This window comes from Deferrisoma palaeochoriense, from assembly GCF_054656955.1.
Genome location: NZ_BAAHXI010000158.1, coordinates 1 through 911 on the forward strand (window position 1 = coordinate 1; position 911 = coordinate 911).

The 911-nt window shown below is 59.7% G+C and carries 1 protein-coding gene and 1 pseudogene; one reads left to right on the forward strand and one right to left on the reverse strand.

All coding sequences use genetic code 11. The annotated features are described in order from the left end of the window. Positions 1-466: 466 nt before the first annotated feature. A pseudogene (locus ACYQ8L_RS18505) lies at positions 467-610 on the reverse strand (transposase); the annotation flags it as partial. A 92-nt stretch (positions 611-702) separates the two neighbouring features. Between ACYQ8L_RS18505 and ACYQ8L_RS18510 the strand changes: the two are divergent. Beyond that, the coding region (locus tag ACYQ8L_RS18510; RefSeq protein ID WP_459943297.1) for a transposase at positions 703-911 on the forward strand (209 nt) is incomplete at its 3' end.

Here is a 911-nt window from a genome sequence, read left to right on the forward strand (position 1 = left end):
AGCGAGATACAAACTTTCAGTCGGATACCCGACGATTTCTCCAAGTGGCCTAGTGTGGCAATTGCTGATGTCTTTAGAGGGCCCGAGGAGATTCAGAGATTTAAGCAAGCCGTTGACTGGCTTCGGGACGAGATTGATCAGCATGAAAAGTAAAGCGGGGTACCCACGCTGCAGTAGCCTCGCCTCCTCTGGCGCGTCAGCGGGCGGCTCAGATTGGCCGCTCGGTCAAGCCAAGATGATCACTTCCGCTAAGGCGGTCACCGGAACGTCCTTGAATAATTGAGTAACGAGCTTTTTGGGGAGTCCTTGGTGCCTGCTTCGCACCGCGCGACCCGACATTCTTGAGTTGCCGTAGTCGCTGATCTTTCACGGGATCGAACGACGGACGATCTTTGGGGAGGATGAGGTTCGGGGGGCGTTTCGAGGACGCCATCTGCCGCGGCCCCGCGAGGGCTCTTCCGACTTTTTAGTGGGTAACGGGGTCCATGGGGAGACCGCCGAGATGGAACAAGATCACCACCCGGTACCTCGCCTTGTTCCGGTACCCACGGGCCTTACGCCAGATCGCATCCAGCCGGGAGTTCAGCCCTTCCGTCATCGCGTTCGTGATCCGAAGGCTCGAGGGGACGTTGACAGGTTATTTGGTTTTGCTAGGTTTGCTTGCGAGTTTGGGACGCTGAGGGCGAGGAGAGAGGCGAGGCGATGCCGAGGATGGCGCGGTTGGACGTGTTGGGGGTGGTGCAGCACGTGATGGCGCGGGGCATCGAGGGCACGGCGATCTTCCGTGACAAAAAGGACAGAGAAACGTTTCTCGCGAAGCTCGCCGATGTGGTGCGGGAGGGGGAGGCGCAACTCCTCGGGTGGGCTCTGCTGTCCAACCATTTCCACCTCGTCCTTCGGCCCCGGCGGGC